The organism is Paenibacillus sp. (genome assembly GCF_035645195.1).
GTDB lineage: Bacteria > Bacillota > Bacilli > Paenibacillales > YIM-B00363 > Paenibacillus_AE.
In genome coordinates, this window is record NZ_DASQNA010000016.1 from 130,329 (window position 1) to 154,021 (window position 23,693).

General features: G+C 56.9%; 25 protein-coding genes and 1 tRNA gene. 2 read left to right on the top strand and 24 right to left on the bottom strand.

Translation table 11 applies throughout. The features are described from left to right. Window positions 1-188: 188 nt before the first annotated feature. From VE009_RS08115 to VE009_RS08135, 5 genes are all read right to left on the bottom strand, one after another. The gene (locus VE009_RS08115) at window positions 189-2,705 is read right to left on the bottom strand and encodes a S8 family peptidase (protein ID WP_325006888.1); all 2,517 of its coding nucleotides are present in this window, start codon (window positions 2,703-2,705) and stop codon (window positions 189-191) included. A gap of 22 nt (window positions 2,706-2,727) precedes the next feature. Beyond that, a complete protein-coding gene (locus VE009_RS08120; RefSeq protein WP_325006889.1) occupies window positions 2,728-3,717 on the bottom strand; it encodes an AAA family ATPase in 990 nt (329 codons plus the stop codon). Between the two features lie 81 nt (window positions 3,718-3,798). Further along, on the bottom strand, window positions 3,799-4,278 hold the full coding sequence (gene rlmH, locus VE009_RS08125) for a 23S rRNA (pseudouridine(1915)-N(3))-methyltransferase RlmH (protein ID WP_325006890.1): 480 nt from the start codon (window positions 4,276-4,278) through the stop codon (window positions 3,799-3,801). Window positions 4,279-4,495: 217 nt separating this feature from the next. Continuing rightward, a complete protein-coding gene (locus VE009_RS08130; protein ID WP_325006891.1) occupies window positions 4,496-4,663 on the bottom strand; it encodes a CxxH/CxxC protein in 168 nt (55 codons plus the stop codon). Between the two features lie 24 nt (window positions 4,664-4,687). Further along, complete coding sequence (locus tag VE009_RS08135) at window positions 4,688-5,944, bottom strand: S1C family serine protease (RefSeq protein WP_325006892.1); 1,257 nt, start codon at window positions 5,942-5,944, stop codon at window positions 4,688-4,690. 184 nt (window positions 5,945-6,128) lie between these two features. Here VE009_RS08135 and VE009_RS08140 point away from each other — a divergent pair, with 184 nt between their 5' ends. Further along, window positions 6,129-6,377: a hypothetical protein gene (locus VE009_RS08140; RefSeq protein ID WP_325006893.1), complete on the top strand. Its 249-nt coding sequence runs from the start codon at window positions 6,129-6,131 to the stop codon at window positions 6,375-6,377. Here the strand turns inward: VE009_RS08140 and VE009_RS08145 are convergent. From VE009_RS08145 to rpsF, 16 genes are all read right to left on the bottom strand, one after another. Beyond that, complete coding sequence (locus VE009_RS08145; protein ID WP_325006894.1) at window positions 6,335-7,141, bottom strand: MBL fold metallo-hydrolase; 807 nt, start codon at window positions 7,139-7,141, stop codon at window positions 6,335-6,337. The genes VE009_RS08140 and VE009_RS08145 overlap by 43 nt on opposite strands. 33 nt (window positions 7,142-7,174) lie before the next feature. Then, window positions 7,175-7,957, bottom strand: coding sequence for a two-component system regulatory protein YycI (yycI, locus tag VE009_RS08150; protein WP_325006895.1), 783 nt, complete (start codon window positions 7,955-7,957; stop codon window positions 7,175-7,177). Next, window positions 7,957-9,249, bottom strand: coding sequence for a YycH family regulatory protein (locus tag VE009_RS08155; RefSeq protein WP_325006896.1), 1,293 nt, complete (start codon window positions 9,247-9,249; stop codon window positions 7,957-7,959). Before VE009_RS08155 ends, yycI begins: the two co-directional genes overlap by 1 nt. After that, window positions 9,246-11,102: a cell wall metabolism sensor histidine kinase WalK gene (gene walK / locus VE009_RS08160; RefSeq protein ID WP_325006897.1), complete on the bottom strand. Its 1,857-nt coding sequence runs from the start codon at window positions 11,100-11,102 to the stop codon at window positions 9,246-9,248. Before walK ends, VE009_RS08155 begins: the two co-directional genes overlap by 4 nt. Beyond that, window positions 11,099-11,842, bottom strand: coding sequence for a response regulator YycF (gene yycF, locus VE009_RS08165; RefSeq protein ID WP_325006898.1), 744 nt, complete (start codon window positions 11,840-11,842; stop codon window positions 11,099-11,101). The genes walK and yycF overlap by 4 nt, the downstream gene beginning before the upstream one ends. A gap of 120 nt (window positions 11,843-11,962) precedes the next feature. Continuing rightward, entirely contained in the window at window positions 11,963-13,336 is a 1,374-nt protein-coding gene (locus VE009_RS08170) for a peptidoglycan DD-metalloendopeptidase family protein (protein WP_325006934.1), read from the bottom strand. Window positions 13,337-13,762: 426 nt separating this feature from the next. Further along, complete coding sequence (locus VE009_RS08175) at window positions 13,763-14,374, bottom strand: hypothetical protein (RefSeq protein WP_325006899.1); 612 nt, start codon at window positions 14,372-14,374, stop codon at window positions 13,763-13,765. 110 nt (window positions 14,375-14,484) lie between these two features. After that, window positions 14,485-15,771: an adenylosuccinate synthase gene (locus VE009_RS08180; protein WP_325006900.1), complete on the bottom strand. Its 1,287-nt coding sequence runs from the start codon at window positions 15,769-15,771 to the stop codon at window positions 14,485-14,487. A 133-nt stretch (window positions 15,772-15,904) separates the two neighbouring features. Next, complete coding sequence (gene dnaB, locus VE009_RS08185; protein ID WP_325006935.1) at window positions 15,905-17,278, bottom strand: replicative DNA helicase; 1,374 nt, start codon at window positions 17,276-17,278, stop codon at window positions 15,905-15,907. Window positions 17,279-17,284: 6 nt separating this feature from the next. Next, entirely contained in the window at window positions 17,285-17,731 is a 447-nt protein-coding gene (rplI, locus tag VE009_RS08190) for a 50S ribosomal protein L9 (protein ID WP_325006901.1), read from the bottom strand. Next, window positions 17,728-19,689, bottom strand: coding sequence for a DHH family phosphoesterase (locus VE009_RS08195; protein ID WP_325006903.1), 1,962 nt, complete (start codon window positions 19,687-19,689; stop codon window positions 17,728-17,730). The genes rplI and VE009_RS08195 overlap by 4 nt, the downstream gene beginning before the upstream one ends. Window positions 19,690-19,715: 26 nt before the next feature. Further along, window positions 19,716-20,621 (bottom strand): DUF2232 domain-containing protein, encoded by a 906-nt coding sequence (locus VE009_RS08200; RefSeq protein WP_325006904.1) that lies wholly within the window; start codon window positions 20,619-20,621, stop codon window positions 19,716-19,718. A gap of 36 nt (window positions 20,622-20,657) precedes the next feature. Then, on the bottom strand, window positions 20,658-20,966 hold the full coding sequence (locus tag VE009_RS08205; RefSeq protein ID WP_325006905.1) for a MazG-like family protein: 309 nt from the start codon (window positions 20,964-20,966) through the stop codon (window positions 20,658-20,660). A 194-nt stretch (window positions 20,967-21,160) separates the two neighbouring features. Next, a complete protein-coding gene (rpsR, locus tag VE009_RS08210) occupies window positions 21,161-21,451 on the bottom strand; it encodes a 30S ribosomal protein S18 (RefSeq protein WP_325006906.1) in 291 nt (96 codons plus the stop codon). Between the two features lie 66 nt (window positions 21,452-21,517). After that, complete coding sequence (gene ssb / locus VE009_RS08215) at window positions 21,518-22,018, bottom strand: single-stranded DNA-binding protein (protein ID WP_325006907.1); 501 nt, start codon at window positions 22,016-22,018, stop codon at window positions 21,518-21,520. Window positions 22,019-22,059: 41 nt separating this feature from the next. Further along, a complete protein-coding gene (gene rpsF, locus VE009_RS08220; protein WP_325006908.1) occupies window positions 22,060-22,344 on the bottom strand; it encodes a 30S ribosomal protein S6 in 285 nt (94 codons plus the stop codon). Between the two features lie 209 nt (window positions 22,345-22,553). On the opposite strand from rpsF, the gene VE009_RS08225 reads away from it, so the two are divergent. Next, the gene (locus VE009_RS08225) at window positions 22,554-22,751 is read left to right on the top strand and encodes a YjzC family protein (RefSeq protein ID WP_325006909.1); all 198 of its coding nucleotides are present in this window, start codon (window positions 22,554-22,556) and stop codon (window positions 22,749-22,751) included. 272 nt (window positions 22,752-23,023) lie between these two features. On the opposite strand, the gene VE009_RS08230 is transcribed toward VE009_RS08225, so the two are convergent. The 3 genes from VE009_RS08230 to VE009_RS08240 form a co-directional block, all read right to left on the bottom strand. Then, window positions 23,024-23,164, bottom strand: coding sequence for a hypothetical protein (locus VE009_RS08230; RefSeq protein ID WP_325006910.1), 141 nt, complete (start codon window positions 23,162-23,164; stop codon window positions 23,024-23,026). A gap of 138 nt (window positions 23,165-23,302) precedes the next feature. Beyond that, window positions 23,303-23,393 (bottom strand) — tRNA-Ser (locus tag VE009_RS08235). 61 nt (window positions 23,394-23,454) lie between these two features. Next, complete coding sequence (locus tag VE009_RS08240; RefSeq protein ID WP_325006911.1) at window positions 23,455-23,682, bottom strand: DUF951 domain-containing protein; 228 nt, start codon at window positions 23,680-23,682, stop codon at window positions 23,455-23,457. Window positions 23,683-23,693: the final 11 nt, after the last annotated feature.

Genomic DNA, 23,693 nt, shown 5'->3' on the forward strand with positions numbered 1-23,693 from the left:
CCTTCATTTTCCTAATTTGAAATTATCATGCCTTCTTATTGCTGTCAATCGTAAGACTTGCCGTTACTTATGGTACGGTTCAGCGTAACGGGGGTAACGGCAAAAAAAGAACAACCCAATTAGGTTGTCCTTTCGAATCAATAAATAAAATAATCCGTAAATGGTTTTAAACTGTAACAACCGCAAAATTAGACCCTTACCCTTGTTCTTGTTCTGATCCTTTGCTGAATTTGTTCATACAGTTCTATTTCCTCGTCGTCTGCATTGAACGATATCACTAAAGCGTAACTTTGGTTATCAAGACCCTCAGGGTGTGGGTACTGTTCTTTTCCCGCAACAACAATTGTTATTGTTGGCTCCTCTTCCCCCTCAGGTACACCTAATAAATCCAAACCACCCTGTCTGCCTTTAACCCACCTTCTTAATTGTACAGTGGAATTCTGAACTGTTTGATACCCTGGTAAAAACTTGGTTTTACAGTTTTCAGGAACAACTGGGAGTTCATCGGGGTCACCATTTTGTCGCGTCCTCCTAAATTGTTCAATCTGTCCCGCAGTCAGTCCCTTATACACCTCAAACCAAAGCTTGTTTGCTGTGTAATCTTTACGGCTAAGTCTAACTGGAGGGTCATATGCCAGGCTTATAGAAATGCTTTTATTGAACCTCCCCCGCAAAAACTCAGGAGGTATTCTAATAGTATAGATATGGAATGAATTAAGAGGAAGCCGTTCTTCTGCAAATAAAGTTACACTATTTTTTCTGGACCATAATATCTCCTCTGAAGGGCGACCATAACCTATTAAACGAAGTACATACTCGGATTTTCGTGGTTGTTGTCTTGTATCGTTTTCATCGACTGCTTCACGAATCCAATTTTCAACATCGCCTGGTGTTTTTGCCGAATTAACAACCATTGCTCGAATCAAATTTGAACTAGGAGCTCTATCTAGTTGTTCTTTCAATGTATTTTCGATAAGTGCACACAAATGAGTAATATGTGGAGCCGAGAAACTGGTACCAAAAAATCCAGCAAACCATCTACCGTCTTCAATCGAATGTCTCAATGATGGTTCTGCAATGTTAGGGTCATTTTTTATCCACCTTACATCATTAGCTGCTTGTTGTAATACAAAACTTCCCCCAGGTGCTACCAGATCCGGCTTTACTGCCCTATTTACTCCAAAACCGGCCCTTGTAAATGCTGATGGAGATTGAATCGGCGTAACTGATATTCTTGGTAATTGCCCCATTGTCCTTACATCATTGCGCCTAGCTACGGCTCCAACAACTAAACAGATAGAAGCTGTCCCCGGGTCAATTAGTTTATGAGTAGAGGAAAATAGGTTATCCCTTACTTTTGCCGCTATTTCATCACGAGTATTGCCAGTTGGCAATTCCGGATTAATTACATTTCCAGCACTTACGACAATTACGATATCCAACTCACGCGCAAGGTTGTCTAATGTCTCTGCCCAAGTAAACTGTCTTCCATCATTATAGATTTGATCGGTATTTCCAACTGATAGATTGAATATTCGGCAACCACGTTCCCTGTGATAATACCTTATTGCTTCCTCCATTAGCATCTCCGGCCTTCTGTTTTCCGGGAAGACGGGGGTATTCCAGACTGGGTCGTTCTTCATCACCTTAGCACTACAAATTCTTACTCTAGGGACCCATGCATTGTTTGAAATACATTTTGGAATATCACCATATACAACGATTCCAGCAACACCAGTACCATGACCATTAAGATCTGTGTCGGTCCCTTCACCTGTACCGAAATCATACTCTTCTAACACGATCCCATTACGAAGCAAAGGGTGTCCTGAAAAAACACCTGAGTCAATTACAGTCGCCAAAGGTACGTTATCATCATCTAGTGGCAAATTTGCTTGCTCTATATTTTCAGGAGGTGGACTGAATATATCGAAACTTTCTTCTTCACTAGGCTTTATTGGTAAATCAACTAGAGCTACAATATCTAGGTTTAGTAGCAATTCAAGTGCTTCCAAATTAACGCGTACTTTGCCAAGTAGTAAGCTAGGTGTCCTAAATAAATCTTGAATCAATTGTCCACCAATGTGGCCAATACTTTGTCTGAGTAACGATTCCGTTTGTGTTGCACCGCGAGGTGTACCGTCGTACCATAAGTCAATATCAACAACAAAACTCTCATCTAAAGGGGGGCCATACAAAATTAATCTTTTTCCCTTTCTATCCTCTGGTTGAACATTTCTTATTAAATCAATCGAATCAAATAAATCCCTTCTTTGAGCATAAGGTAGGAACCCCCTCTGATGGGAGTCCATTTCGTACAATTGCTTCTCTCTTTGGAAGTTATCTAAACTCTCTAGTGTTGGAAACTGAATAAAAAGGCGGAAATTATCAGATTCCCCCTCACTTATTACCGTCTCTTCTACTATTGATACATTAAAAGCCCTTATTAATGTCTCACGTTGATTTACCGTAAGAATCTTAAACTGTAATATTAGTAAAGTATCGGGCGTAATACCCAATAACCTTCTGTTTGTATTAATGGTTTCAAAAGCGGCATCAGCCTGCTCACTTAATGAACGCGAATGCTGAAATCTGTTGGCTCTAGGTTGTACCCTTGGGGCTCCTGGGAATTGCCTGCCTCTTAAATCCCTATTTATAGGTTCCCGAACAATTTCGATATGATTTAGAGTAGGTAAATCCGCCATCTAATATCCCCCATTTAGTAACTCATTGATTCTGCGCCTTTTTTCTGTCTGCTTCTTTACTCACTGCCCTATCTAGGTCAAACTTGGTATAATATGTCCTGCCTTCCATGATACACCTTTTCAACACATTCTGACAAACTCGTTCAATGTCAGCTTGCGAATATCCGCATAGTTCATTAGAAAGTTCCACTAACTTTTGTTCTGGTCCTGCAAACCTGGAGAGTCTTGTTAACAATAGTTTATGGATACTATCTGCTGTCGGTAAATCAAACTTTATTATCTCTGTAAATCTCCGCCATAAGGCATGGTCCAGTACCTTTTCATAGTTCGTTGCGGCTACAATAATTGATCTTCCAGTGAAATTGTCCATCAATTGTAGGAACGCATTTACTACTCTCTTTATCTCGCTATTTTCCCCATCATCCGCCCTTGAACGACCAATTGCATCAAACTCATCAAAGAAGATAATCCATGAACCGCTACTCGCATAATCGAATATTTTCCTTATATTCGTGGATGTTTCCCCCAAGAATGAAGAAATAACGGCATCAAACCTGATATATAACAGTGGTAATCCTAATTCCCCTGCCAATGCCTCTGCAGTAATTGTCTTGCCACATCCCGGCGGACCATAAAAAAGTAATTTGTTATTGGGTTTTAATCCATTGCTCACTAATGCATCCCAGTGGAGATAGTCCTTTAATATATCCATTAAGTTCTCTTTAATGTCTTCGGCTACAATAAGATCGTTGAAGAACTTATCAGGAAATTTCACTTCAAACAGTGGTGCATTTTTATCTAGATCTTTTGGTTGAGTAGTTTGTAACACACTTATCGATTTAGGCTTAGATAGATGCTCACTATAAAGAATTCTTTTCAACTCATCTGCAAGAACAAGGTGATTTTTTTTTCTTTCTTCGTCAATTATTAATTCTGCAGCTTTAATAAAGGACTCGTTATCATTGAATTTATAACTTCTAAAGAGTTTTTTTAATAGATCTGCACGGGCCATAAGAGTCCACCTATTCGTAAACTAGTTGATTTAAGTTTACCCCATATATCAACAAATAAAAATCAAACTTTCTTATTTGCGTCATTTGTGATACGGTTCCCCCCGCATAATCTTAAACGCCCGGTACACTTGTTCCACGAGGATCAAGCGGATGAGCTGGTGCGGGTACGTGATGCGTCCGAAGCTCAGCTTCGTGTCGGCGCGTCGGAGGACGTCGGGGGAAAGGCCGTTGCTGCCGCCGATGACGAAGGTGACGTGGCTTTTGCCGTAGGTGCCGAGATCGGCGATATGGGCGGACAGCTGCTCGGAGGTCCACATGTGGCCGTCGATGGCCATGGCGATGACATGCGAGTCGGGTTTGATTTTGGCGAGGATGCGTTCGCCCTCCTTCGCCTTCACGCGCTCCTCGTCGGCGGCGCTCATCGAGTCCGGGGCCTGCTCGTCCGGCACCTCGACGATGTCCAGCTTGGCGTAGGCGCCAAGCCGTTTGGCGTACTCGGCGATGCCTTGGACGAGATATTTTTCTTTCAGTTTGCCGACGGCGACGATCTGAATGTGCATGCTTACGGACCTCCATGGGCGAAATAGTGAGGATAATTCCTTATTAGCGAGCCTCAACTCGCTATTAGTGAAGAAAGCTCGCTAATCGCGAGCGATAGACGGATGGCGGGGGGTTGCCGACCGACCGCCAAAAGAAAAAGCCCGGTGCTCCGCCTCGATCGACGGCCGCACCGGGCGACGTAAACTGCTGCGACATCGGAGAGCGCCGACCGCTCCCCTACACGACCAAGTACCGCGCGGACCGGCCGCACTGCTCGCACGTAGCGGGCGGCTCCCAAGCCGAGAACGTCGTTACCTCCAGGTCGACGACGTCGGGCGCGTCCTCGTACTCATCCACGAACCGATCCAAAGCCAATTCCAGATGTTCTTCGCATACGACATGCATTTGTTGACTGGTAACCCCTTTTCGTTACGGTTCCGGCGATTCCCCGAGCTCCGCCGTGACGGACGATTTTTTGCCGTCGCGGTAATAGTCTACCCGAATCGGGTCGCCGATCTGCTTGTGATCGTACAAATATTTGCGCAGCTCCAGCGTGGTCCCGATCGGCCGGCCGTCCAGCGCCACGATGACGTCGTTGGAGCGCAGCCCCGCTTCCGCCGCCGGTCCGAACGCGTCCAGCACGATGATGCCGTTCTCGACGCCCTTCGGCAGCTCCACTTCGTCCTCGTTCTCGGCGAACTGCGGATAATCCTGAATATCCACCGTCGCCACGCCCAAGTACGGCCGCCGCACCTTGCCGTACTGCTCCAGCTCCGCGATGACCGGCGCCGCGGTGTTGCTCGGGATCGCGAAGCCCAGCCCCTCGACGCCCGCTTCCGCGACCTTCATCGAGTTGATGCCGATCACCTGACCCGCCTGGTTGACCAAAGCGCCGCCGCTGTTGCCGTGGTTGATCGCGGCGTCCGTCTGGAGCAGCTCCATCTCCCAGTCGATCGTCCCGTCCATTGCGAGCGAAATCGGAATGACCCGATGCAGCGAAGAAATGATGCCGGTCGTAATGGTCGGGGAGTAGCCGAGACCGTACGGATGGCCGATCGCGATCGCCGGCTCCCCTTCCTTCAGCGCGTCGGAGTTGCCGAACTCCGCCGCCCGCGCAATGTCCTTGCCGTTCACCTTCAGCACCGCCAGGTCGGTCAGCGCGTCGGAGCCGACGAGCTTGGCATCCAGCTTCTTGCCGTCGGACAGCACCACCTGGAGCGATGATGCGCCCTCGATGACATGATGGTTCGTGACGATAAACCCGTCGTTCCCGTCCTTCCGGTACACGATGCCCGAACCGATGCCGAGCTCCGCCTCGTCGACGGTCTCGTCATCCTCCCCGCCGAACGACCGCGAGCTGATAACGCTCACAATCGCCGGCTTCAGCTTATCGACGATGTCCACGACGCTGAGCGGCTCTCCCGCAGCCGGCGCCCCGCGGCCGGCCGTCGCGCCGTCGTCCGTAGCGGCGTCGCGCGACCCCCATAGCGGAGAGAGGAGCAGGAGGCACACAGCGAGACCGAGCGCTCCCGAGAGCGCGTAGACGACGGCGCGGTTCGGAAGTCCTAAGCGCCAATACCGCCGCCGAATCGGCCAGCGGCCGTCTTCCCGGCTCTCGTTGCGAATGCGTCGTCGTTCCCATGAGGACACCTTGGGCGAATAAAAGTCATCATCGAATAAACTCATAAGCTGCGCCCTCCCTCTCGACCGGCCGCTTGCCGCAATTCAATATCCTTCTTTCATCATACCCAAAAAAGCGCGCGACCACAAAAATAAGAGGAATGTTTTTCTGCATAGTAACCTACAATAGTAATAATCTATCGATCTAGCAATCAAGGAATCCATTCTCGCAGAAAAAGGAGCGTCGCTTATGAAACCGACCCGTACCTCCGCTTGGGATCAAGTGCAAACGATGGCGCAGCTGGCGGACGTGAAAGAATCGCTGTATCGCAACACTCTCGCATTAAGCGCATTGATTGAATTGCTCGTGGAGAAAGGCGTGCTCGCTCCCGAAGATTTCCACCGGAAAGCGGCCCGGCTCGAGCAGGAGGACGCGGCGATGGCCGATCCGCGGCGTTACGGCTCGTCGACCATATCCCACTCCGTCGACCGGTCGTAATACGTATCCATCAGCCGGATCGGACGTTCCTCCGTCGATACGCCGGACTCACACAATATATTATTCACCGTAAGCTTGGCTAAATCCAGCAGGTTATGATCCCGGCTCAAATGCGCGAGATATACCCGCTTCGTCCGTTCGGTGACGAGCTCGCACAGCGCTTCGCCCGCGGCTTCGTTGGACAAATGGCCCACGTCGCTTAAGATGCGGCGCTTGACGTTCCACGGATATTTCCCGACGCGGAGCATGTCGACGTCGTGATTCGATTCGAGCACGAGCACGTCGGCGTCCTTCACCTTCTCCTTCACGACCGGACTCATGTAGCCGATGTCGGTCGCGATGCTCAGCTTGACGTTGCCCGCCTGGAAGTTGTAGGCGACCGGTTCCGCGGCGTCGTGCGAGATCGGGAACGACTCCACGGACAGCTCGCCGAACGTCAGCACATCCCCCGTCTTGAACGCGCGCCGCTGGTCGTCGTCCAAATCGCCGACGGCGCGGTCGAGCTCGTTCCACGTGTTCATATTGGCGTAGACGGGCAGCCGGTATTTCCGCGCGATCGCCCCGAGCCCTTTCACATGGTCGGAATGCTCGTGCGTCACCAGGATGCCGCTGATCCCTTCCGGCGTTACGCCGCGTTCCTGCATCAGCTGCTCGATCCGCTTCGCGCTGAGCCCCGCGTCCAACAGAACCCGCCATTCGCCGTACTCGACGAGCGTGGCGTTGCCCGTCGAACCGCTGGATAATATCGTAAACCGTATGCCCATTCCTGTTTCCCCTGTTTCTCCCGAAAATCTCCGTTATTTCGCCGGCAGCGGTTGGGCGCCGTCGGCCGCTTGCGCGACCGACGGCCCTTCGACCGCCCCGTTAATCGCATGCACATAGTACGTTTCCCCGGTCCGCAACACGATGCGCCAATACGGCGCCAGCACCTGCGTTTCCGATTCGAACATCGGCCCGTGATACCCGAGGCGCACGTCCGCGATGACGGCGCCCTGCGGCAGGTACGTTTCGGCCAGCGTGCCGACCACCACGTACGCCGAGAGCACCTCCTGTCCTTGCGGCGGCCGCACGTTGACCGGCGTCTCCCGCTGCGCGGACAAGTACCGGTACCCGGTAACGGTGCCGTCCTCGGCGCCGTACAGCTCGAGCCGCATTTCGAACATCGGCAGCTCGTCGTACAGCTGGTTCATCACGTACACCGCGCCGCCGGCTTTCGCCGCGAACGGATCCGGCTCGTATTCGCCGACGTTCGGCACGGCCGCAGCCAGCGCTTCCCGCACTCGCTGCACGTCGCCGAGCGCCTCTTGCGTCAGCGGCGCGTTCAACGGCTCGGGCGACTCCGGCATACCCGCTCCGTCCACGCTGACCGTGATTTCGCTCAGCACCGGCGTGCCCTCCGGGACGGCCGCATCCAGCCGAATATCCTTGAGGCCGAGCAGCCGGTTCATTTCGTCGCGCCGCGACGCGTTTTCCGTGAATGTGTTCAAATTCAGCTCGTCCATCCACAGCTGGTAGCCGAGCAGGATGTTCAGAAACAGAAACGCCCAAATCAAGACCGTCTTCGCGCGGCCCCAGTCCATTAGTACGCCCCCCCTCCGGGCAGCGCCCGAACCGAACCGTCGATCATGGACAGCGCCCAGATCGGCTCCAGCACGACCCGGTCCTCTGCAAAATTGGCGCGGTATGCCGGGAAGATCGCCCGGACGAGCGCCTTCTCCGAATAGGCGTTCCACAGCTTCAGCAGTCTGTCGCCGCCCGGCAAATGCAACGGCATACGGCCGACCGGCTGGCCGTCGAGCTGCACCGTAGAACGCTCATAACTCGTCACGTTCCGATTGCGCAGCGTCAGCTCGATCGGCCCGAACGGCGCGCCGTTCCGCGTCCCGATGATCGGATACGAGCCGGGATACGTGCCGACGTAGTGCCGGAACACGACGCTCTGCTCCGCCCCGTTCGGCTGGTCCTGCCGGATCGACTCCAGCATGTAGTCCCCGTTCCAGCCGCCGTGGCGATTGACGAACTGCACCGCCGAGAGCGCCGTCTCGAGCGCCGTCCGCTCGCCTTCCGCGGTCGCCGCTGGGTCGGTGTAGCTGAACCACTCGCGCTCCGTCGACAGCTGCAGGCCGCGCTTGCCGTCCGTGTAAATTTCCGAGCCGTCCCGTTCCGTCAAATTTCGCGTGCTGAACGGATCGGGGAACAAGCTGCGCTGCAATTGGTCGGCCGTAAACCGGCGCGACTCGTACGTATACTGCACCATCGGCAGCGGCTCGTCGGGCAAGTAATGGCCTCCGGAGGCGGCCGTATACCGCGTCCGCGCTTCCCCGAAGCCGACGAACCGCTCCACGTCCTTCACGGTCAAGTCGGCCCGCGTCGCCTCGTAAGCGCCGTCCGAACCGACGAAAAACACGCGGACGTCTTCCCGTCCCGGCTGCGTGAAAATGTGAATCCGATCGATCGGCGCCGCCGCATGCAAGCCTTCGCCCTTGAGGTTCATCGCCTGCTGCAGCAGCGACAGCGGCAGCTCGCCGGCGAACCGGATTTCGACGCCGGCGGCGTCCTGCGCGGTTTCCGAGGCGAAGGCGGCTTCCCGCAGCCCGTCGAACGTTCGCTGCTCGACCACTTCCAGTATCATGCGGTAAAAAATCATGTGCGGATAAAGAAGCGTATGTTCCCCGTTCCCGAAATGCAGCACGATATCCTTCGGAAACAGCAGCGCCGCCAGCTCCGCCTGCGTCCCCTCCAGTTTCGATTCGACATAATCGGTCGGAATGATCGTATCGAATTTCGGCTCGCTGTACGCGAGCAAATAGCTCTGCACCAAGCTGGCCGCGATCAGAACGGCGAGGCACAGCGTCTTCGCGCGCTCCATCATCGGCTCTCACCCTCCTCCGGCGCCGCCGGCAGCGTAAAGACGACCGCCGTGCCTTGCCCCGGCTCCGATTCGATGCGGATCGTGCCCCCGTGCGCCTTGACTATTTCCAGGGCAATACTGAGACCGAGCCCCGTTCCCCCCATGTTGCGGGATCTCGCCTTGTCGACGCGGTAAAACCGTTCGAATATACGATGCAAATCTTTCTTCGGAATGCCGATGCCCCAGTCCCGGACGGTGACTTCCACCCAGCCCGGTCCCGCCTCGGCGGGCGCATGCCGGGCGGACAGCACCACCCGGCCTTCGTCGGGACTGTACTTGATCGCGTTGGACACCAAGTTGTCGAGCACTTGGTCGATCGCGTCCCGATCGACGTGCACCGGCGGCACATCCTCGCCCTCCAGCTCGACGGACAGCCCCATGCCGCGCTGCCGCGCCTGGAAGGCGAACCGGTCGCTCACTTCTTCGAGCAGCTCCGCCATGCCGACCCGCTCCAGCGTCAGCGGCGTCTGCCGCGAGTCGAAGCGCGACAGGTGGAGCAAATCGTTGACGAGCCGGATCATCCGCTCCGTCTCGTTCCGCGTCACCCCGATAAACCGCTCCGCGAGCGCCCGGTCCTCGAGCGCGCCTTCGTCGAGCGCCTCCAGGTAGCTTTTGATCGTCGTCAGCGGCGTCCGCAGCTCGTGCGACACGTTCGCGACGAACTCCTTCCGCGACGCGTCGAGCTTCTCCTGCTCCGTCACGTCGTGCAGCAGCACCACCGTGCCGGACACGCCGTGGTCCCGCCGATGGATCGGCGAGAACGTCGCCCGCGCCGTCAACGGCCCGTTGCCGGCGTCCGGCGTCAGGACGACGTTCAGCACCGCACCCTCCGTCCACGCCGCCTCGCTGACGTCCTCGCGCCGCAGCCCGAGCAGTTCGAGCACGTCCCGGCCGACCGCCGCGTCCTCGTCGCCGATGCCCAGCATCGCCCGCGCGCTCCGGTTCAGCACGACCGTGCGCCCGAACTCGTCCGTCGCGATCACGCCGTCGCTCATGTTCGATAAGATCGACGCCAGCTTCTCCTTCTCTTCCTCGATCGACGACAGCGCTTGCTTCAGGCGCTGCGTCATGTCGTTGAAGGCGTTGCCGAGCTGGCCGATCTCGTCGTTCGCGAGTACGTTGACGCGCTGGTTCAAGTTGCCGACCGCGATGGCGGCGGCCTTCCGGGTAATTTCTTTGATCGGCGCGGTAATCATGTTCGCGAGAATGATGCCGAGCACGGCCGTCAGTCCGAGCGCGATCGCCGTTCCCGTGAACAGGAATTGCTTGATCCGGTTCATCGTGTCGAACAAGCCTTCCATGGAAGCGACCAAATAGACCGCCCCGATCACCTTGCCGTCGCTCTGCACCGGCATGGCGACCGCGCGTTTGCGCTTGCCGTCCGCGTCGATCATCGTGCGCACGTTGCCCCGAATGCCCTGCAGCGCGCGATTCACTTCGGTTTGCGTATTTTTCTGCCCGACGATGCCTTCCTGCGCTTGGCCCGACGCGCTCACCACGATGCCGTTCGCGTCGATAATCTGAATTTCCGTGTCGTTCGTCGCGAACAAATTGCGAATGAACACGGTCAGGTCTTCGTACGTCCGCTGCTCCTCCCCGGAGGTGCCGGACAAATTCGCGTCCAAGTAATCCTTCACGTAATCGGCGAGCAAGTACGCCTCGTTGTCCAAGTTTTCGTTAAAATTGCCGTAAAACGAGTCCTCCAGCGTCCGAATGAAATACACGCCGATCAGCTGCATCGCGATTAAAATCAAAAGCACATAAATGACGATCAGCCGAAGCTGAATCGTCTGCAGCGAGCGGATGCCTTTCATTGCGAAGGGAGGCCCCCCATTTTCGGATTGCGCATCAAGTAGCCGAGCCCTCGCCGCGTCAAAATATACTCCGGCTTGCTCGGGTCGTCCTCGATTTTCTCCCGAAGCCGGCGCACCGTCACATCGACCGTCCGCACGTCGCCGAAATATTCGAAGCCCCACACCGCCTGCAGCAAATGCTCGCGCGTCATCACCTTACCGCTGTTTTTCGCGAGGTAATGAATGAGCTCGAATTCGCGGTGCGTCAAATCGATCGCCGTGCCGTCCTTGTACAAAACGTACATGTCGCTGTCGATCGTCAAGTTGAAAATTTTCAGCGTATTGCCGCCGCCGCCCGCAGGCTCTTCCGCCTCCGCAGCCTGCGCGCCGCCCCACCGCGCTTGCCGGCGCAAATGCGCCTTCACGCGCGCGAGCAGCTCGCGGTTCGAGAACGGCTTCGTCACGTAGTCGTCGGCGCCGAGCTCGAGTCCGAGCACCTTGTCGAGCTCCGTATCCTTCGCCGTCAGCATGATGATCGGCGTGCTCAGCTTCGCCCGAACCTCGCGGCAGACGTCCATGCCGTCCTTCACCGGCAACATCAAATCGAGCAGGATCAAATCCGGATCGGTCTCGAACGCGAGCTCCACCGCGGCTTGTCCGTCGAACGCGCACACGACCTCGTAGCCTTCCTTCTCCAAGTTGAACTTTAGAATATCGGCGATCGGTTTTTCATCGTCCACTACCAGAATTTTGCCCTGCATCGACGTCGTCACCACCTTCTCATTATCTTACCATAACGGCAAAAAAGAGGCATCCGGCAAAGGATTCCCATCCTTGCCGAGCCTCTTCGGGATGATTGCACTATGAGTTCGTTATACAGATTACCGCAAATAGCTCATCGGGTTTTTCTCGACGCCGTTCACGATGACTTCGAAATGCAGGTGAACGCCCGTGGAGCGTCCGGTGCTGCCCATAACGCCGATGACGTCGCCCTTCTCGACGATGTCGCCCTTCTTCACGCTGATTTTGCTAAGGTGCGCGTACAGCGTCTCGTATCCGTTCTTATGATCGATGATAATAACGTTGCCGTAATCGTCCTTCCAGCCCGCATAGGTTACCTTGCCGGTGTCCGCGGCGAGGATCGACTTCTTGGATGACGTCAAGTCGATGCCCTTATGCTTACGCCCCCACCGGCTGCCGTAACCGCTTGAGACGCTGGGGGATACCACCGGCCATCTGAACTTCCCGCTGCCTTCGCCGAGGACGACCTTCGTGCCTCGCTTCACGACCGCCGGAACCGGCTCCTCGAGGATCGTTTCTTTCTCGATCTTCTCCTCCATGAGCAGCCCGTTGACCTTCGTCAGCAAGTACGTGACCTGTTTCACGCCTTTCTTGCCTTTGCGAATCGTCTCGGTTTGCCCCTTGCGCATCGTCGGATCTTCTTCGTAGATCGTATCGAACTGGACGGAGATCGTTTCCTTCACCCGCTCCACCGATTCGACCGTCACGGCCGGCTGGAGCATCGTCAAATCGAGCACGTCGCCCGGTCGGATCAAATCGCGTTCGACCAAATCTTTGTTGTCCCGGTTTTTCTGATAAATGAGTTCGATCGGCACGCCCAGCTTCTGCGCGATGTGGCCGGGGGTGTCGCCTTCCTGAACGATGTATTGGGTCGGCTTCGTGTCGCCTTTGATCAGCATCTCGATGACCGCTTGCTCATCCATGACGTCGTTCGGCTGAATCTCGCGGCGAAGCAGCTCGACCGGTTCGATGATGCGCGTCGACAGCACTTCCGGGGCGCTCTCCGCGATGACGTCGTCGTCGCGATCGAGAATCGGTTCGGCCGACAGCACCGTCAACCCGTCCGGCGACTCCGCCGACGCGAACATGTCCTTCACGTGCTGCAGAATGCGATCTGCAGTCTCCTGATCCTTCACGACGGCGACCGCCTTCCCGTCGACGACGACCTCGACGCCGATGGCCTTCGCTTCGAGCGACGCCCGCAGCGCTTCGATCGTCTCTTCGTTCTCCGGTTCGCCCTTGAAGATCGATTCCTTCTCGATGCGCAAGCCGTCGCGGACGACTTCCCATTGGACCTCGGGGTGCGTGCGCTTCATCTCTTCCAGCTTATCCGCGATCACCCAACCGACGACATCCGGGGAGCTGACTTCCCCGATCAGCTTGTCGCCGACGTACACTTCGTACACGTCATTCATATTAGCTTTCACGTACGCGTTGCCCGCATACGCCATCATAGCGACCAAGGCCGCCGCTCCTACACTGCTTGCAACATGAATCCTATATGTATAAAGCCACTGCTTCGAATCTCTCCATCCGTCCCGAGTTCGCATCTTAAGCTTCGTATATAAGCTCTTGGACTTGAGGTTTAGCATCACGTCTCTCAGCTTCTCCGAGGCTCTGTCGAACGGGAGAGGTTTCCTGAACTGGGTCATGCTCGCCTCCTTCTTGATCGCCTGTAAACCAAGCTGCTCTTCACTTTTTTCTGAAAAAAGAATGAAAACGCCCGAAAACAAGCGGATTTCACGCCTTCCTTTACTTTACCACAGCAATTTCTGATGAGGCAAACTTTTTCGCCCTTTTGCGCATGTTCTCATCGTTTTTGTGAACGAAAAAAGGCGCCGCGTCCCCGTTTCTCAGGGGGCCGCAAGCGCCTTCGGACCTTAGTATTTCTGCAAAATTCCCACCAATTTGTCGAACTCTTCCTCGCTCAAATGCTGCCGCAAAATCGTCGACGCCTGCTCCAATTCCGCCGCATCCAGCCCGTCCTCGAGCAGCGCGGATATCGCCTGCACCTGCTCCGGCGGCAGCTTCGTCACCAGCATCGCGAAAATTTCCATCTTGTCTTCTTCGCTGAGCGCTTCTTTCTTCTCGTTCAGCTCGTCCATCGACAAGTAGGAATCCTCCTGAGCGGCCTGCCCCATCACCGGCAGCGCATTGTCCGGCACCGGATATTCGGTATCCGGTACAGGCTCCAGCGTCGGCGTACCGCTTCCCTCTCCGCCTGCCGAATTCGAGGGCGCCGCAGAGACGGGCGCCGACGATTCGGCGTCGGGCGTCCTGCCGTCGGGCGTCCCTCCGGACGCTCCGCCTGCCGTGAGCGACGAGAGCACGTCGGTAAACCCCACCGGTTCTACCGTCCCGGCCGCCCCGTACGCGCCGAGCAGCTGCCGCACGTACGCGTTGACCATCACCCACGTGGTCGCCACCGATACGCCGGCCATGATCGCCGCCGCGAGAATCGTTTTCGTCAGCCAGTTGATTACTTTCACCAATGCGGTACCTCCGTCCGTGGAAAAAACTCCTTACCAGTATGGACGTCGGATTCCGTTTCTAAAACAAACGCCCCCGGAAACGCGGGACGCGATTTCCAGGGGCGCTGCTATTAGGCGTATACAGGACGAACGAGATGCGTCTGCTCGCGGTTGCGGCCGACGGAGAAAATCGAAATCGGAATGCCCGTCAGCTGCGAGACGCGCTCGACGTAATGGCGCGCGTTCTCCGGCAGATCGTCCAGCGACTTCACGTTCGAGACGTCCTCGGACCAGCCCGGCAGCTCTTCGTACACCGCTTCGCACTCCGAGAGCATCTGCAGGTTGGACGGGTAGTAGTCGATCGTCTCCCCGCGGTACCGGTACGCCGTACAAATTTTCACCGTCTCGAGGCCCGTGAGCACGTCGATCGAGTTGAGCGACAAGCCCGTGATGCCGCTGACGCGGCGGGCGTGCCGAACGACGACGCTGTCGAACCAGCCGACGCGGCGCGGACGGCCCGTGACCGTGCCGTATTCGTGGCCGGTTTCGCGGATCAAGTCGCCGATCTCGTCATGCAGCTCCGTCGGGAACGGACCGTCGCCGACGCGCGTCGTGTACGCTTTCGCGACGCCGATGACTTGGTTGATTTTCGTCGGGCCGACGCCCGAGCCGATGCACACGCCGCCCGCGGACGGGTTCGACGACGTGACGAACGGGTACGTGCCGTGGTCGATATCGAGCATGACGCCCTGCGCGCCTTCGAACAGGACGCGGCGGCCGGCGTCGATCGCGTCGTTCAGCACGATCGACGTGTCCGTCACGTACGGGCGCAGCGCTTCGGCATAGCCGAGGTACTCCTGCAGAATCGGCTCGACCTCGAGCCCCTTCGCGCCGTACACTTGCTCGATCAGGCGGTTTTTGTCCTCCATGATGCGGCGGAGCTTGCGCTCGAACTCGTCGGCGTACATGAGATCCGAAATCCGGATGCCGCTGCGCGCCGCTTTGTCCATGTACGCCGGGCCGATGCCTTTGCGCGTCGTGCCGATTTTGTCGGCGCCCTTGCGCTCTTCCTCGAGCCCGTCGAGCAGCAAATGATACGGCATGATCAAGTGCGCCCGGTCGCTGATCTTCAAGTTCTTCGTGGAAAATCCGTTGTCGTGGATGTACTGGATTTCCTCGATCAGCGCCTTCGGATTGATCACCATGCCGTTGCCGATGACGCACAGCTTCTCATGATAAAAAATGCCCGACGGAATCATCGTCAGCTTGTATTTGTGGTTGTTGATCATAATCGTGTGCCCCGCGTTGTTGCCCCCTTGGTACCGGGCCACGACCTCAGCGGTTTCCGCGAGATAATCCGTAATCTTTCCTTTGCCCTCGTCTCCCCATTGCGTGCCTACCACAACGACTGTCGACATGAGCTCTCCCCCTTCGGGTCAGTTTTGAGCATTCTTAGTGTAACAATCCCACGGAACGGAAGTCAATGAAAAATCCGAACGTTTCTGCGGGAGACCGCATAAACATTCGGATCGTTAACAAAAAATCCTAACATTATATTGCCGCAGGGAGCTGATCGCTATGCGATTTATCCAGCGACACGAATTTGTTGAAGTTCTTGAGGAAGACGAGCTCGACGGTGCCGACGGGACCGTTCCGCTGCTTGGCGATAATGATTTCGATGATGTTCTTCTTCTCGGACTCTTTGTCATAGTAGTCGTCCCGGTACAGGAACGCGACGATGTCGGCGTCCTGCTCGATCGAGCCCGATTCCCGAAGGTCGGACATCATCGGCCGCTTGTCCTGCCGCTGCTCGACGCCCCGGCTGAGCTGCGACAAGGCGATGACCGGCACTTCCAATTCCCGCGCGATCTGCTTGAGCGTCCGCGAAATTTCGGAAACTTCCTGCTGGCGGTTCTCCCCCGCTTTGCCGCGGCCCGCGATCAGCTGCAAGTAGTCGATCAGGATCATGCCGAGCCCTCGTTCCTTCTTGAGTCGGCGGCATTTCGCCCGGATGTCGGCGACCGTGATGGCCGGCGTATCGTCGATGTAAATTTCCGCGTCGGACAGCGTGCCGATCGCCATCGTCAGCTTCTCCCAGTCGTCGCCTTCGAGGTTGCCGGTCCGGATGCGGCCGGCGTCGACGTTCGCCTCGGCGCAAATAATACGCTGTACCAGCTGCGCGGCCGACATCTCGAGCGAGAAAATGGCGACCGTCTCCTTCGCGCGCACCGCCACGTTCTGGGCGACGTTCAGCGCGAAGGCGGTTTTGCCGACGGACGGACGGGCGGCGACGATGATCAGGTCGCTTCGCTGGAAGCCCGACGTCATCCGATCGAGATCCGGGAAGCCGGACGGGATGCCCGTCGTCGTGCCGCGCGTGTTGTACAGCGACTCGACCTTCTCGAACACCTCCATCAGCACTTCCTTGATGGACACGAAGCCGCTGCTGGACTTGCGGTTCGCGATTTCGAGGATGCGCATCTCCGCCTCGCTCAGCAAGCTGCCGACGTCCTCGGCGCCCGCATAGCCGTTCGTGACGATCTCGGTCGCGGCCCGGATGAGACGGCGCAGCATCGCCTTCTCCTCGACGAGCTTCGCGTAGTAGCCGACGTTGGCGGCCGTCGGCACGGCGCTCGCCAGCTCCGTCAAATATTGAATGCCGCCGATCTCGGCGAGCTGCTGCTTCGCCTGCAGTCGCGTCGACAGCGTGATCAGGTCGATCGGCTCGTTGTCGCCGTTCAGCTCGACCATCGCTTCGAAAATGTATTGATGCGCTTGCCGGTAAAAATCATCCGGCTTCAGCGTCTCCATCACCGAAATGATCGCGACGCTGTCGAGCAGCACGGCGCCGAGCACCGCCTGCTCCGCTTCTAAGTTTTGCGGCGGGATCCGATCGAATAAGACCTTATCTCCGTTCCCGTTCATCATCGATTACGATCCTTCCGTCACTTGCACTTTCAATGTCGCCGTCACTTCCGGATGCAGCTTCACCGGCACCTGCGTCGTGCCGAGCGTACGAATCGGCTCGTCCAACGCGATTTTCCGCTTGTCGATTTTGATCTTCATCTTCTCGAGCTCCTCGGCGATCTGCTTGTTCGTGATCGAGCCGAACAGCCGGCCGCCTTCGCCCGACTTCGACTTCAGGACGACCGTGAGGCCTTCCAGCGTCTTGCCGAGCTGCTGCGCTTCGATTTTTTCCTGTTCCTTGCGCCGGAGTTCGGCTTGCTTTTGGTTCTCCAGCGTCTTCACATTGCCTTCCGAGGCGGGCTTCGCCAGCCCGCGCGGAATGAGAAAATTCATCGCGTAGCCTTCGGAGACTTCTTTGATTTCGCCTTTCTTCCCCTGCGATTTCACATCCTGCAAGAAGATCACTTTCATTCCAAGAGCCCCTCCCTGTCTTCGTAACTGTTCAGCAGCGCCAGCAGGCGCTGTTCGGCGTCGTGAATCGAGCCTTCGAGCTGCGTCGCCGCGTTCGTCAGATGGCCGCCGCCGCCTAGCTTTTCCATGATGACCTGCACGTTCACTTGCCCCATCGACCGCGCGCTGATGCCGATCAGCCCGTCGGGCCGCTCGCAGACGACGAACGACGCGACGACGCCCTGCATGTTCAGCAGCGTGTCAGCCACCTGCGCGATCAAGAGCTGCGGATAGCGCTGGCCGGGCTGCGTCACCGCCACGGCGAAATGCTTATGCACGATTTTCGCGTGCCGGATAATGTCCGCCTTCATGAGATAGCCGTGAAGGTCGTCCTTCAGCAGCCGTTGGATGAGCGTCGAATCGGCGCCGTTGCGGCGCAGGAACGAAGCGGCTTCGAACGTCCGCGAGCCGGTCCGCACGGAGAAGCTCTTCGTGTCGGTCACGATGCCCGCGAGCATCGCCGTCGCCTCCAGCACGCCGAGCGCGAGCCCCTCGTGAATGTACTGCAGCAGCTCCGTCACGAGCTCGCACGTCGACGACGCATACGGCTCCATGTACACGAGCGTCGCCTCGCCGAGAAACTCCTCCCCGCGGCGATGGTGGTCGACGACGACGAGCCGCTTCGTCAGCCCGAGCAGCTTCGGCTCCGCGACGAGCGACGCCTTGTGCGTGTCGACGACGACCGCCAGCGTCTTCGGCGTAATGAGATGGAACGCGTCCTCCGGAGCGACGAATTTGTTCGTCAGCTCTTCGTCTTCGTAAATCATCTCCATCAAGCGGTGGATCGACGGATTGACGCTCTCGAGCACGATGTACGCCGGCTTGCCGAACGTCTCCGCCGCCTTCAAGATGCCGATCGCCGCGCCCACCGCGTCCATATCGGGGATTTTGTGCCCCATGACGACGACCTTGTCGCTTTCTTTCATCAAATCGCGCAGCGCGTGCGAGATGACCCTCGCGCGCACGCGCGTGCGTTTCTCGACCGCGTTCGATTTCCCGCCGTAGAAGCTCATCCGGTCCCCGACTTTCACGGCGACCTGATCGCCCCCGCGGCCGAGCGCGATGTCGAGGCTCGTTTGGGCCATTTGGCCGAGCTCCGTCAGCTTCGCCGTCCCGGCCGCGATCCCGATGCTGATCGTCATCGGCAGTTTCAAATGCGCGGTCGCGTCCTTCACCTCGTCCAGCACGTCGAACCGGCTTTGCTCCAGCTTCGCGAGCTCGCTCTGGTTCACCAGCAGGAAGAACCGATCCGAAGCCGAGCGGCGCAAGTAAATCGCATGGCGGACCGCCCAATCGTTCAGCACGGTCGTTACCGTCGCCATCGTTACGCTTCGCGCTTGATCGTCCATGCCTTGCGTCGCTTCGTCCACATTATCCAGCACGAGCAAGCCGAACGCAATGCGTTCGTCCTCGTATTTTTTGGAAAGCGCCGCGTACGCGGTAATATCGGTAAAATAGAGCAAACGTTCCTCCGGGCGGACCCGCACCTGGAACGTCCGTTTGCTGAGCGAAATTTCGATGGTCGCGTCTTTCTCCTTGATCGTCTTGAGCGCCGGCCACAGCGCGCCGATCGACTCGCCGACGAGCGATTCGCGTTCCATCGTCTTCGCGATATAGGCGTTATGCCATTCGATCAGCTTGTCTTCGCCGTACAGCACGACGCCGATCGGCATATCGGCGATGACGTCGCTCGACGCCTTCTTCACCCGATGCGAGATGGTGGATATATACGCTTGGATCTCGCTGCGACGCTTTCGCTCCGCCAGCAGCGAGAACGCCGCGACGCCGCCGCTGGCGAGGAGGGCGATGACGCCCGCCATCCACGAATAGGCGAACAGCGCGAGCGACAGGACGCCCGACATCGCCATCGGCACGGACGACTGACGGCTTAACCAACGGGCCTGCAACCATTTCGGCATAGCGAAAGCACCCCTCCTTATCCCGCTTAAGTTTTCCGGAAGCGGTCTCGAATCGGGAACGCCGTATCGAAGACGCCGAGCAAGCTGAATGCGGAGAAGAGCGGGTTCACGAGCACGACGGCCGCCACCCCGACCCACGGAATCCACATCTTCCGCTTCGCGTAGCCGATGAAGAACAGGAACGAGATGCCCTGCACGGCGAATACGAACATAAACAGCGGTACGATGTTGACGATCGCCGTCGTCAGGAACGACGTATCGTCCGCGGGCACCAGCAGATCGACGAACAGCGCGATCAAGTAGTACCATACGAACGCTCGAGGCAGCTTCCAATCTCGGATCGGCGGCATCGACGGCACGAGCGCCGGCCCTCTCCGGTTGGCGAGACGACGAGACAGCGTATGCGTCAGCGCGGCCATCAAAGCGGACGTGGCGATGAAATAGAACGGGATCATTCGCACCGTCCATAAAATAAATTCATGCAGCGTCTCTTCCGTCAACGCCGCCCTCATCGGTTCCGGGAATGCGGCGAGCCCGTCGCGAATCATCTCCCCGATCGCCGTCGTCAAATTGACGCCGAGCCCCGTCGCGATAAGCACCGACAGCAGGAACATCGCCAAATACGCGATAATGCCGGCCGTCACCGACTTGCGCGCGCTGTGCCTTCTGCGGTACGCCTCGCCTAGCGCGATCGCGGGCACGAGCGTCGTCAGCGCGATCCATAGAAACCCTAATGCGAACGAGCCCGACAACGTCGCACCGACGGCGAGCGAGACGCCGGCGGCGCCGGCGAACCACGCTCGGTTCGTCTTGACGTACAACACGACCGCCGGAATCGCCGCGAACCAAAACGTGATCGCGAGCAGCGGCGTGATCAGGGAGAGCTGGACCAGCAGCAGCGCGGTACCCCAAATGAGTGCATGTTTCCTCATCGATGATTGCTCTCTAGCGGACAACGCGATTCACCTTCACCTTCTATCCAAATGACTCTCTAATGAAGACAAATCGCCGTACCATTCTTCCAGTTGGTGATTGTCTCTTTTATGCGTTTTCAGCTTTTCCAGCACCGTCTCGTCGAGCTCCCGGTACGACACTCCGACGCGCCGCGCCAACAGATAGGACGATACGACCAAGCTGGCCAAGCCGTCAACGATTTTCGCTTGGCGCCCTTCCCACAGCCCGCGGTGCAGCTGCGCCATCTCATCGATCATCTCGGTTTTTAACCATTCGATGATCTTCGCCCTCCGGGCGACATCCACCTCTTTGCCGTTCGTCATGGCCCTCTCCTTACGACTGGCTTAGGAAAGCCGCTTATACTTTGCATTATACCACAAATTCGCCGCGCCCACGTCGAACGGCGGGCTTCGTTCTTACCTGCCGAAGGCGGCGGCTTTCCGCCCAACCTTCGGGCGCTCGGCAAAAAAAGACCGTCCCCAGTCATATCGACTGCGGGACGGCCCGTTCGGTCGTCTTATTCCGTTGTGTAAGGGATCAACGCCATTTGGCGCGAACGCTTGATGGCAACGGTCAAAGCGCGCTGGTACTTCGCGGAAGTACCCGTTACGCGCCGCGGCAGGATTTTGCCGCGCTCGCTGATGAACTTCTTCAGCAGTTCGATATCTTTGTAATCGATATGCTTGATTTTGTTCACCGTGAAGTAGCACACTTTCCGGCGCTTGCCGCCGCGCTTGCCGCGGCCGAATTTACGCTCCGGGCGTTCCGGACGCTCCGGGCGTTCCGGACGTTCTTGTTGCTCTGCCATGGTTTAGTAACTCCTTTCGTATTAAATTGTTCCGTTTATGCTGGTCGTTCCTTCGATTCGTTAGGGTCAGAACGGCAAATCGTCGTCCGAAATGTCGACAGGCTTGCCGTCGTCGATGAACGGGTCGAAGTTGCCGCCGCCGCCGCCGCGAGAGCCTCCGCCGGAGCGTCCGCCGCCTTGATAGCCGCCTCCGCCTCCTTGGAAACCTCCGCCCTGCGGTTCGCGCGGGCCTTCTTCTCCGTCCCGGTTCGGGCGCTCCAAGAACCTTACGTTGTCAGCCACGACTTCCGTCACGTAGACGCGCTTGCCTTCGTTGTTGTCGTAGCTGCGCACTTGAATGCGGCCCTCCACGGCGGCCAGTCGGCCCTTGCGCAAATAGTTCGCGCATGTCTCAGCCAGCTGCCTCCAGACCACGATCGGAATGAAATCCGCCTCTCTCTCGCCGGATTGGCTCGAGAACGGACGGTCCACCGCCAGCGTAAATTGCGCGACGGCGACGCCGGCCGGCGTATACCGCAGCTCGGGATCCTTCGTTAAACGGCCGATCAATATGACGCGGTTCAGCAACCCAATCCCTCCTGTAACGGATCGTTGCGCCTAAAGGCGCTTTACGCTACGTCTTGTACGATCATGTAGCGGATAACTTCGTCGGTAATCCGCATCACGCGATCAAGTTCCTTAACGACTTCCGGCGTTGCGGTGAAGTTCACCAGCACGTAGATGCCGTCACGGTTCTTGTTGATCTCGTACGCAAGACGGCGCTTGCCCATTACGTTGAGCTTCGTAACTTCCCCGCCGTTATTGATAATGCCCTGGAATTTCTCCACCACCGCTTGGACCGCTTGCTCGTCCAGGTCGGAACGGACAATATACATAATTTCGTACTTGCGCATCGATATTCACCTCCTTTTGGTCTGAGGCCCCGCTACGAAAAGCGGAGCAAGGAGCGAGAGCTTGCTTGATGAAACAGTAAACTCGCACTAAGCTTTAATATAACAAAATCGCGATGCGAGGGCAAGCGCCCTTTTCCGAACGAGCGAACCAATTTTCGGGAAACATGTTTCGAAGCCCGATGGACACCCTATAATCGGGGGTGATTGCGATGGCACAAGCGACGCGGTTTCATGGCGGGGACAAGGCGCCGAACAACGGCATCTACATCGAAACCGGCAAGAACGACCACCATATGGGCATCGAGGACCCGCAACAGATCGAATTGAAGAAAGGCGATAAACTGCCGGAAAACACGAATGACGATCGCGTGTGGGTGTTGAAGAGCAAGCATCAAACCGTTCATTAAACCTTCTTTAAAACGAAAGAAGCATAGACCTGCGGATGCGGCGATCGCAGGGTCTATGCTTCTTTCCCTTTTTCGCAAATCGATCAATATCCGGACAAAAAATGGGCGAGCCAGCCCGCCGCCGCGCCGACCGCGTAAAAGAACGTTTCCGACCATGGCCCCCATTTCGTCTCCGGCACCGAGTCCGTACGCTTCATAACGATTCCTCCCGACATCGGCGAATTCCGAAGGTTTGGAATATCGTATTCGCCGGGGCCGGGAGGAGTGAATCTTTACCGGTCTTTAATCATAAGTTCCTGCTGCTGTCCGTACGAGTTATGGGCTTCGCTCTTCTTAATCACTTCTTCGGCGAATTCCGAATCGTGCGCGTACCGGTTGCCTTTGTTTTGTTTGAACTTCGGCTTCTTGGACAAAACCCCTCACCTCCTGGCTTTAGGGTTCTCCTTCTCGGCCCAAAGCATGCTTTGGAACCGATTGGCGCGCCTTCGGGGGTACCGTCCTCGGGACGCAAAAAAACCGGCGCCTCAGCACCGGTTCCGAATTCGTATGTATGGCGGAGAGAGTGGGATTCGAACCCACGCACGCCTTGCGACGCCTAGTTGATTTCGAGTCAACCCCCTTGGGCCTCTTGGGTATCTCTCCGTTTGGACGACAAGTGATATAATATCACACCCAAAGCCGGAGCGCAACACCCTGCTTTCGGTTACTTTCCGTCCGCACTCTCTCCGTCCGGCTTCGGCGCGGCCACCAATACTTTCTTCATCCGTTTCTCGAATTTCGTCCTTGGCACCAGCACGCTGTGCTGACACCCTCTGCATTTAATTCGAATATCCATTCCCATGCGGATGATTTCCATTTCGTTCGCGCCGCACGGATGCGGCTTCTTCATCTGTACGATGTCCCCGAGCCCGAACGTTTTCGGTTCCGCCATCGCCCTCTCCT

What these genes read in the sequence shown, in the direction of transcription:
- VE009_RS08120 (WP_325006889.1), bottom strand. Translation starts at nt 3,717, where the DNA reads ATGGCCCGTGCAGATCTATTAAAAAAACTCTTTAGAAGTTATAAATTC.
- yycF (WP_325006898.1), bottom strand. Translation starts at nt 11,842, where the DNA reads ATGCAGGGCAAAATTCTGGTAGTGGACGATGAAAAACCGATCGCCGAT.
- VE009_RS08200 (WP_325006904.1), bottom strand. Translation starts at nt 20,621, where the DNA reads ATGAGGAAACATGCACTCATTTGGGGTACCGCGCTGCTGCTGGTCCAG.
- VE009_RS08145 (WP_325006894.1), bottom strand. Translation starts at nt 7,141, where the DNA reads ATGGGCATACGGTTTACGATATTATCCAGCGGTTCGACGGGCAACGCC.
- dnaB (WP_325006935.1), bottom strand. Translation starts at nt 17,278, where the DNA reads ATGAACGGGAACGGAGATAAGGTCTTATTCGATCGGATCCCGCCGCAA.
- walK (WP_325006897.1), bottom strand. Translation starts at nt 11,102, where the DNA reads ATGAAAGGCATCCGCTCGCTGCAGACGATTCAGCTTCGGCTGATCGTC.
- VE009_RS08115 (WP_325006888.1), bottom strand. Translation starts at nt 2,705, where the DNA reads ATGGCGGATTTACCTACTCTAAATCATATCGAAATTGTTCGGGAACCT.
- VE009_RS08205 (WP_325006905.1), bottom strand. Translation starts at nt 20,966, where the DNA reads ATGACGAACGGCAAAGAGGTGGATGTCGCCCGGAGGGCGAAGATCATC.
- VE009_RS08155 (WP_325006896.1), bottom strand. Translation starts at nt 9,249, where the DNA reads ATGATGGAGCGCGCGAAGACGCTGTGCCTCGCCGTTCTGATCGCGGCC.
- yycI (WP_325006895.1), bottom strand. Translation starts at nt 7,957, where the DNA reads ATGGACTGGGGCCGCGCGAAGACGGTCTTGATTTGGGCGTTTCTGTTT.
- rlmH (WP_325006890.1), bottom strand. Translation starts at nt 4,278, where the DNA reads ATGCACATTCAGATCGTCGCCGTCGGCAAACTGAAAGAAAAATATCTC.
- VE009_RS08240 (WP_325006911.1), bottom strand. Translation starts at nt 23,682, where the DNA reads ATGGCGGAACCGAAAACGTTCGGGCTCGGGGACATCGTACAGATGAAG.
- rplI (WP_325006901.1), bottom strand. Translation starts at nt 17,731, where the DNA reads ATGAAAGTGATCTTCTTGCAGGATGTGAAATCGCAGGGGAAGAAAGGC.
- VE009_RS08140 (WP_325006893.1), top strand. Translation starts at nt 6,129, where the DNA reads ATGAAACCGACCCGTACCTCCGCTTGGGATCAAGTGCAAACGATGGCG.
- VE009_RS08170 (WP_325006934.1), bottom strand. Translation starts at nt 13,336, where the DNA reads ATGATGGCGTATGCGGGCAACGCGTACGTGAAAGCTAATATGAATGAC.
- VE009_RS08135 (WP_325006892.1), bottom strand. Translation starts at nt 5,944, where the DNA reads ATGAGTTTATTCGATGATGACTTTTATTCGCCCAAGGTGTCCTCATGG.
- VE009_RS08130 (WP_325006891.1), bottom strand. Translation starts at nt 4,663, where the DNA reads ATGCATGTCGTATGCGAAGAACATCTGGAATTGGCTTTGGATCGGTTC.
- VE009_RS08180 (WP_325006900.1), bottom strand. Translation starts at nt 15,771, where the DNA reads ATGTCGACAGTCGTTGTGGTAGGCACGCAATGGGGAGACGAGGGCAAA.
- rpsF (WP_325006908.1), bottom strand. Translation starts at nt 22,344, where the DNA reads ATGCGCAAGTACGAAATTATGTATATTGTCCGTTCCGACCTGGACGAG.
- VE009_RS08225 (WP_325006909.1), top strand. Translation starts at nt 22,554, where the DNA reads ATGGCACAAGCGACGCGGTTTCATGGCGGGGACAAGGCGCCGAACAAC.
- VE009_RS08195 (WP_325006903.1), bottom strand. Translation starts at nt 19,689, where the DNA reads ATGCCGAAATGGTTGCAGGCCCGTTGGTTAAGCCGTCAGTCGTCCGTG.
- rpsR (WP_325006906.1), bottom strand. Translation starts at nt 21,451, where the DNA reads ATGGCAGAGCAACAAGAACGTCCGGAACGCCCGGAGCGTCCGGAACGC.